Origin of the sequence: Nocardia carnea, assembly GCF_029868325.1 — a bacterium.
Taxonomy (GTDB): Bacteria; Actinomycetota; Actinomycetes; order Mycobacteriales; family Mycobacteriaceae; genus Nocardia; species Nocardia carnea_C.
Genome location: NZ_JARWNW010000274.1, coordinates 1 through 8248 on the forward strand (window position 1 = coordinate 1; position 8248 = coordinate 8248).

6 protein-coding genes are annotated in these 8248 nt (G+C 67.9%); 3 read left to right on the forward strand and 3 right to left on the reverse strand.

Annotated features, from left to right (window positions below):
• Nucleotides 1-309 precede the first annotated feature (309 nt).
• The gene (locus tag QH196_RS26855) at nucleotides 310-1437 is read left to right on the forward strand and encodes a nitronate monooxygenase family protein (RefSeq protein ID WP_280418625.1); all 1128 of its coding nucleotides are present in this window, start codon (nucleotides 310-312) and stop codon (nucleotides 1435-1437) included.
• A gap of 452 nt (nucleotides 1438-1889) precedes the next feature.
• On the opposite strand, the gene QH196_RS26860 is transcribed toward QH196_RS26855, so the two are convergent.
• Nucleotides 1890-2678 (reverse strand): GntR family transcriptional regulator, encoded by a 789-nt coding sequence (locus QH196_RS26860; protein ID WP_280418626.1) that lies wholly within the window; start codon nucleotides 2676-2678, stop codon nucleotides 1890-1892.
• A 249-nt stretch (nucleotides 2679-2927) separates the two neighbouring features.
• Between QH196_RS26860 and QH196_RS26865 the strand changes: the two genes are divergently transcribed.
• On the forward strand, nucleotides 2928-4301 hold the full coding sequence (locus QH196_RS26865) for an ABC1 kinase family protein (RefSeq protein ID WP_280418627.1): 1374 nt from the start codon (nucleotides 2928-2930) through the stop codon (nucleotides 4299-4301).
• Here the strand turns inward: QH196_RS26865 and QH196_RS26870 are convergent.
• Complete coding sequence (locus tag QH196_RS26870; protein ID WP_280418628.1) at nucleotides 4208-4906, reverse strand: GDSL-type esterase/lipase family protein; 699 nt, start codon at nucleotides 4904-4906, stop codon at nucleotides 4208-4210. The two genes, QH196_RS26865 and QH196_RS26870, sit on opposite strands and share 94 nt — an antisense overlap.
• A gap of 118 nt (nucleotides 4907-5024) precedes the next feature.
• Between QH196_RS26870 and QH196_RS26875 the strand changes: the two genes are divergently transcribed.
• The gene (locus QH196_RS26875; protein WP_280418629.1) at nucleotides 5025-7409 is read left to right on the forward strand and encodes a lysylphosphatidylglycerol synthase transmembrane domain-containing protein; all 2385 of its coding nucleotides are present in this window, start codon (nucleotides 5025-5027) and stop codon (nucleotides 7407-7409) included.
• A 9-nt stretch (nucleotides 7410-7418) separates the two neighbouring features.
• Here the strand turns inward: QH196_RS26875 and QH196_RS26880 are convergent, their stop codons facing one another.
• Complete coding sequence (locus QH196_RS26880) at nucleotides 7419-8009, reverse strand: cysteine hydrolase (protein ID WP_280418630.1); 591 nt, start codon at nucleotides 8007-8009, stop codon at nucleotides 7419-7421.
• Nucleotides 8010-8248: the final 239 nt, after the last annotated feature.

Consider the following 8248-nt stretch of genomic DNA (forward strand, 5'->3'; position numbering starts at 1 on the left):
GGCCGGGCCAGCTTGCTGGTGTTCCTGTTCGTCCTGTTCTTGAAGGTTCCGCTGCGAAAGCCGCGTGATCGGGCGGCACCGGCCGAGTCTCCGGCGGGCGGGGGCGGACCGGCAATCGCACCGGCGAATCGGTTCCATTAAAACTAGAACGTGTTACATTCAAGGTATGGCACCTGTCGGACCCGCGCGCACGCCTCGCCCGCACCCATGGCACGCGGCGCTTTCGGGTCCACGTGGTGACAGCGGCCGGATCAGCCGCCGCGCGGCAATTATGTAACTTGTTCCAGGCATAGGGAGACCAGCAGCGCCATGCGTACCGATATCTGCGACCGGCTGGGGATCGAGTTCCCCATCTTCGCCTTCACCCATTGCCGCGACGTGGCGGCCGCGGTCAGCAACGCCGGCGGTCTCGGCGTCCTCGGCGCGGTCGGGTTCACGGCCGAAGAGCTCGAGGTCGAGCTGGCCTGGCTCGACGAACATGTCGGCGACAACCCCTACGGTGTCGACCTGGTGATCCCCTCCAAGTACGAGGGTAAGGGCATCGACGGGCTCTCCCCCGAAGAGCTCGAGGCCGAACTCGCCAAGCACGTCCCGCAGGGTCATCGCGATTTCGCCGAGAAGATCCTGTCCGATCACGGCGTACCGAAGCTTCCCGAAGAGGAAGTACACCCGCAGCTGCTCGGCTGGACCGCCACCACCGCGGCACCGCAGGTCGAGGTCATCCTGAAGCATCCGAAGGCGAAACTGGTCGCCAACGCGCTGGGCACCCCGCCGCCGGAGTTCGTCTCGCAGATCCAGGAGTCCGGGCGGCTCATCGGCGCGCTGTGCGGTTCGGTGAAGCACGCCATGAACCACAAGAACGCCGGCCTGGACTTCGTGGTCTGCCAGGGCACCGAGGGCGGCGGGCACTGCGGTGAGGTCTCCTCGATGGTGCTGTGGCCGCAGGTCATCGACGCCGTGGGCGATCTGCCGGTGCTCGCCGCGGGCGGTATCGGCGACGGCCGCCAGGTCGCGGCCGCCATGGCGATGGGCGCCGCCGGCGCCTGGACCGGTTCCATCTGGCTCACTGTGGAAGAGGCCAACGTGCCGCCCGCGCAGATGCAGACCCTGATCGACGCCTCCAGCCACGACACCGTCCGCTCCCGTTCCTGGACCGGTAAACCGGCCCGGATGCTGCGCAACGAGTGGACCGACGCCTGGGAATCGGCCGACAACCCGGATCCGCTGCCCATGCCGCTGCAGATGATGGTGGCGCTGGACGGCGTGAAGCGCGGCCACCGCTACCCGGAGGCCGCCAAGGATGTGAACTTCAACCCGGTGGGCCAGATCGTCGGGATGATGAACAAGACCGAGCGTTCGGCCGATGTGATGAACCGCCTGGTCGAGGAGTACGTCAACGCCTGCGAGCGCCTGAACAAGCTCAACGACGCCGGATAGTCACCGCGTTCGGCCGGGCGGGCCGCCCGGCCGAACATGCCCGGCCGTGGACCCGCCGCACCGAGGTTGGTCCCTCGCCGGCGTGCGTGTGCTCGCCTGCCCACACCTGTAGGCAGATGTGGGCGGGGTCGCGAGCAGAGTCCGCCACCGCATCGCGTTGACGGCAGAGACGCCGAACCTGGACCGGCGATTGCCGAGAGGTCCCAGACCTGGCCCGGCTCGTGCGGGCCCAGCGGCGGTCGTGACCGGGCAGGAGCCGATGAGACGGCCGGGCGCCGCTGAGACGCCCGGCCGGACGCTCGCGTCATCGGCGCGGGGATCGGCTGGGCACACTGTTCGGTTCGGCTCTCGGCGTCCTGGTGGTGCCCACCGCCGATAGTCCCGGATTCAGCGAGGCCCTCGTGCGGTTCCGCTACCGGGCGCGACTGCACTGCGGGAAAACCCGCCCCCGTTCAGGCTGTGACGGCGTGGATTTGCGGTTCGCCCTGGGCTCCGAGGAGTTCCTCGAAGCGGTTGATCACCTTGTGGTGATAGATCCCGAAGAGATCCTCGAACAGGGCAAGCTGTGCGGGCGAGGGGCCGGATTCCGATTCCCATACCGCGATCAGCGCCCGCCAGACCAGTACGTGCAGATCGGCCGCGCCGGCGAAATATGCCTCGACGGCCTGCGGCACCTCGAGAACCATATCGCCGATCGAATTCAGGATGGCGCGCTGCAGGCTGGATTCGAGGGCGACGAGCAACCGCCGCACGATACCGATTTCGATGGCCAGAATGCGGCGGTGATCGGGTACGTCGGTGCGGGCGAGGGTTTCGAGCGCATCCACTTCGGCCTTGAGTTCGGCGAGATCGAAGCCGGCCGCAACCGGCCCGCCCGGCGCCGCGCCGGTGTAGGCGAGCAGCGCGTCCATGACGATCCCGCGCTCGACCTCGACGATATCCCGGAACATCTCGATCGCGACCTCGGGCATCGGGATGGAGAAGCGGAAGAGGTGGCGGTAGACGTCCAGCCCGCCGGCCGAACGAACCTCACGAATGGTGAAGCCCTTACCGCGCCTGGCCTCCACGAAGCCATAGGATTCCAGCCGGCCGAGCGTGAGCTGTGCGGTGGCCCGGTTCATTTCGAACTCGTCGGCTACCTGACGGACCGAGGGCATCAGTTCCCCCGGCTGATATTCCCCTGCGGCCACCCGCCGGGCCAGTTCGTCGGCGACGTCGGCGACTACCGTGCGGGACCCCATGGAGACACCTCTCTCGGCAGTTGTTACGTCCCAGACAGTCTATGCACAACTATGCCAGACTGCACAGGAGAACAAAGGATTCGGTTCGGGGACAGAGGTATGAGTGAGTCAGGCCCGGAGGCGGCAGCGGAGCGTAACCACGCAGGGCCCTCACTCATACCCGATGGACACAGTATGAGTGAGTCAGGCCCGGAGGCGGCAGCGGAGCGTAACCACGCAGGGCCCTCACTCATACCCGGAGGACACAGCATGAGCAGTCGACGCGATTCCGGCGCACCACCGGTACGCCCGGCGTTGCGCAGCGCCAAGCTCATGGCGCTGCCGGTCGCCTATGCGGGCCGGCAGGCGGCTGGGGCGGGCCGCCGGGCGCTCGGGCGGCCCGCGCTGGAGGTAAACCGCGATATCCAGAGCCGCACCGCCGAGCATATGTTCGCGGTACTGGGTGAACTGAAGGGCTGCGCCGCCAAACTCGGGCAGTTGCTGGCGATCTATCAGCTCGCACTACCCCGCGATATCGCGGCGCCGTATCAGGCTGCGCTGGCCCGGCTGCAGGATTCGGCGCCGGTGATGCTGCCGGCGACCGTGCACGGTGTGATGGCCGATACCTTCGGCCCGCACTGGCGCGACCTGTTCCGGGAGTTCGACGATCGCCGGGCCGCGGCGGCCTCCATCGGTCAGGTGCACCGCGGGGTGTGGCACGACGGCCGTGAAGTTGCGGTGAAGGTGATGTATCCGGGTGCCCGGGTCGCGGTGGAATCGGATCTGGTGCAGTTGCGGCGGGTTTCGATCCTGGCCTCGGTGCTGCTGCCGGGTGCGGATGTGAAATCGGTGACCGAGGCACTGTGCGAGAGCGTGCGCACCGAACTGGATTACGCGGGCGAGGCCGAAAATCAGCGGACTTTCGCGGCCTTCTACCGCGACAGTGCCGAATTCTATGTCCCGGACGTGCTGGAACAGCGCGGCGATGTGCTCATTTCGGAGTGGGTGCGGGGCACCCCGGCGACCCGGATCATCGGTTCGGGCACCCGGGAACAGCGCGACCGGGTCGGCGAGCTGATGATGCGGTTCGTCCTCACCGGCTGGGAACAGCACGGATTGCTGTACTGCGATCCGCATCCGGGCAACCTGTGGCTGCTGCCCGACGGCCGGCTCGGTGTGGCCGATTTCGGGGCCTGTGCGCCCTGGCCGCATCCGGGGTTCATCGATTTGGCCGTGCAGATGTGCGATGCGATTTTCAACGGCGGACCGTCGGCGCTGGAAACGGCGGTGCGTACGCACGGGTTCGCGTTACCGGGCCGGAAGTTCGACGCGCTCGCGCTGGAATCAGCGCTTTCGGCGTGTGGTGAGCCGGTCCGCCACGAGCGTTTCCGGCTGACCACGTCCTGGCTGCGTAAGCAGGTGCTGCGCACCACGAGTCTGCGGCTGACCAATGTGATGCGGGAGCTGACACTGCCGCCGGCGTGCACCCCGTTCGCCCGGGCCTCGCTGACTCTGGTCGGGACGTTGAGCCAGCTGGAATGCGAATGCGATTACGGCGCCGAGCTGGTGCGGTCGGTGCCCGAACTCGGGGAGGTCTTCGCCCCGGTGCGGCGCGGTTTCATTTCGGGCGTAACCGCGAGCTGAGTCGTGGCGTACCCCAGCCATTCGCGCCATGCGGGCAGCAGCAGTTGTGCGAAGGCGGCGTATCCGGCCGCCCCCGGGTGTGCCCCGTCGCCGGCCCGCACCTGGTCCATCCAGACCGTATCCGCCGCCAGACGGTGACAACTGCTGACATAGGGGACCCCGCGCTCGGCGCAGACCTGCCCGAAGCGTTCGTCGAGATCGGCGGTGCGGAGGTTGTGCTCCGCATCGTCCACCGGCGGCGGGCCCACCATGAGAACAGGCCACGATGCGGTGTGCGTGCCCGCAAGCATCGCGCGCAGATTCGCCACCGAGGTGTCGGCGGCCACTCTGGTCCGGCCGTCGATCAGCATGGTGTCGTTGACCCCGAACGAGAACACCACGCGCCCCTGGGCCTCGCGGGGCAGCCGCTGCCGGCATTCCGCCTGCCAGCGCCCGGCGATATCGGTCGAGGTCTGCCGGCGGACGCCGAGGTTGTAGGCGGTGGGCGCGACGCCGGCGCCGTGCGCGTCGACCGTCAGCCGCCCGCTCCAGCCCAGCGCTTCGGGGTCCCCCACTCCGGCGACGAAGGAATCTCCTACGAAACAGATGCGCAGATCATTGCTCACCGACAGATTCTGGCAGCGTGTTGGTGTGTATCGTCCGGCTCGGCCTCCTGCATACTCACGATCTGGTGTGTGCGGGCGGCCGACCGGCTTCACCTCGATCCGAAAGTACCGATACGACATGCGAGTCGATGGGCGGGAGATCCCGGTAACGGGCAACCTGCTACAACCGCTCACCAGGCGGACCAGCGATATCCTGCGTGTCGTCTTCGCGATCGCCGGGGTGGCCGTGGTGGTCGCCGGATCGCTGATCACCCGGCCCGAATGGCTGGCGCTCGAACGTTCCGTCTCCAATATCGTCGGATTCCTGAACCCGGACCAGTCGAATCTGGTCTACCTGCTGTACGGGATCGCCATCCTGATCCTGCCCTTCGCGATCCTGGTGGAGCTGGTGTGGGGCGGGCAATGGAAACTGCTCACCGGATACGCCACCGCCGGTCTGGTGGCCGGGCTGCTGCTGTCGATCACGCCGAACGGTTTATCGGCTCCGCAGTGGCATCTGCAGGTGCCGGAGAATCTGGCCGACAAAACCTTCCTCCAGCAGTTTCTCGACGACCCGCGCTGGATTGCCATGCTCGCCGCCGTGCTCACGGTGTCCAGTCCATGGCTGCCGGTACGACCCCGCCGCTGGCTGTGGGCGCTGATCCTGGCCTTCGCGCCGATGCATCTGGTGGTCAGCACCGTCGTCCCGGCACGCGCCATGTTCGGCCTGGCCGTCGGCTGGCTGGTGGGCGCGGTGATCGTATTGCTGGTCGGGACCCCGGCGCTGGAGGTCCCGCTGGAGGCGGCGGTCCGCCAGCTGGCCCAACGCGGCTACACCGTCAACCGGCTCACCGTTGTCCGCCCGGCCGGCCCCGGCGCGCTCATGCTGTCGGCGACGATCGAAGAGCGCGAGCGGGCGCTGGTGGTCGAACTGTACGGAAAGAACCAGCGCACGCTCAGCGCGGTGCGCCAGCTGTGGCGGCGGCTCACCTTCCGCTCCAGCGAGACCGCGCCCCTGCACGGTTCCATGCATCGCGCCGTGGAGCACCGGGCCCTGATGGCGATCGCGCTGGACGAACTGGGGGTGGCCGCGCATCGGCCGGTGACGGTGGCGGGGCTGCCCCGCGGCTGGATGCTGTACGCCCATACCCTGCCCGCCGGTCGCTCGATCGAACAGGATCCCGCCGATACCGCCGCACTGGACGCGGTCTGGCGGGCACTCACGGTTCTGCGTGAACGCGGGATCGCACACGGGGAGCTGCGGCCCGCGGAGATACGGATGGGCGAGCATGGCGCGGTCTTCGGTGGTTTCACAGCGGCCGAACTGTGTGCCTCCGATGCCCAGCTGCAATCCGATATCGCCCAGCTGCTCGTCTCGATGACCGCGGTGTTCGGTTCGGAAGCCGCGGTGCGGTCGGCGATCGAGGTCCTCGGCGAACAGACCGTGCTCACCGCCTCGCGCCGCCTCACCAAATTCGCCATGCCGCGCGGTATCCGGGCCTCCATTCCCGAATGGAAATCGGTGGTGACCGCGGCCCGCGACGAAGTGCGGACGCAAACCGGCCAGGATCGGATCGAGGCCGAGCAGATCACCCGGTTCAATCGCAAGAGCCTGCTCCAGCTGGTGCTGCTGATCGGCCTGGTGTATGTCGCCTACCCGTTCATCAGCGCGGTACCGACCTTCTTCACTCAGCTCCGGGAGGCCAACTGGTGGTGGGCACTGGCCGGTCTGGCGCTGTCGTCGCTGACCTATCTCGGTACGGCGGCCGCGCTGTGGGCCTGCGCCTCGGGCATCGTGAAGTACTGGCCACTGGTACTCATGCAGATCGCGAACACATTCGCCGCCACCACCACACCGGCCCGTGTCGGCGGTTTGGCACTGAGTGTGCGATTCCTGCAGAAGGGCGGGGTCGGGGCGGTGCGGGCCACCGCGGCGGTCGCGTTACAGCAGGCCGTCCAGGTATCGACCCATATCGGGCTGCTGGTGCTGTTCAGTGTGGCGGCCGGAACCACGGCGGACCTCTCGCATTTCGTGCCCTCCCCCACCGTGCTGTACCTGATCGGCGGCGTGGGGGTCGGGATCATCGGCACATTCATGTTCGTGCCGAAACTGCGCCGCTGGCTCAACACTTCGGTCCTGCCGCAGCTACAGGAGGTGGTCGGAGAGCTGGCCCGGCTGGCCCGCGACCCGAAACGCTGCGCGGTCATCGTGCTCGGCTGTGCGGCCCTGACCCTGGGGCAGGCCCTGGCGCTGTGGGCGAGCGTGCAGGCGTTCGGTGGCGGCACCACATTCGTCACCGTCACCATCGTGACGATGATCGGCGGAACCCTGGCCTCAGCCGCGCCCACACCGGGTGGTGTCGGCGCGGTCGAGGCCGCGCTGATCGGTGGTCTGGCCGCGTTCGGCCTACCGGCCGAGGTCGCGGTGCCCTCGGTACTGCTCTACCGGGTGCTCACCTGCTGGATCCCGGTTTTCTGCGGCTGGCAGGTGATGCGCTGGATGACCGATAAGAACATGATCTGAAACGGGCGCCTACAACCGGTCGAAGGCGTCTGCGGTGGTGCGCAGACCTGCGCTGACCAGTGCGATATTGGACAGCGAGGCGGTGTGTACCTGGGGGTCGGCCGCGGTTACACAATCCGCGACCGTGTAGACGGTGAAGCCGAGGTCGGTGCCGTGGCGCGCGGTCTGCTCGACCGTGAGGTTGGTTGCGACACCGGTGAGGAACAGGGTGTCGATATCGTTTTCCACCAGCCAGCGCGGGAGGTCGTTACCGGCCAGGCCCGAAAGCTTCTGGTTGTCGACGATATGGTCGGCCTGATCGGCCATCTCCTCGATCAGCCGGCTGCCCGTGGCATCCGGCCGGAACTCGTGCTGCGCCGCACCGACCGATTCCATGAAACCGGTGTTGCGCACCAGCCGGCCCTCGTCCTCGGGGACGGTGAACCGGGTGAAGACGATCGGCAACCCCAGCTCCACAGCCTGTTTGTGGAAGTCGGCGGCGCGTTGCACCACTCCGCTGGCGGCCACCGGTTCGGCGAGCATCGGACCGAAGAAGCCTTCCGGCCGAATGACATTCACCTGCCAGTGCAGGGCGAGAACAGCAGCGTTTTGTTCCGGCATGCCGTAGATAATCGACCATCGGCGACCGTGCCGCACAATGGGTCGGGAAAATCCCAGGACATCGGCCTGAGGCGAAACGATACCGGGCCGGGGGGGGGCGGGGCACCCCCCCCCCCGGGGGGGGGGGGGGGGGGGGGGGGGGCGCCGGGGGGGGGGGGGGGGGGCCCCCCCGGCCCCGCGGGCGGGTGGATCACACCGGCGCCCACCAGCACTACGGTGCCGGCCAGGTCGCGGGCGTA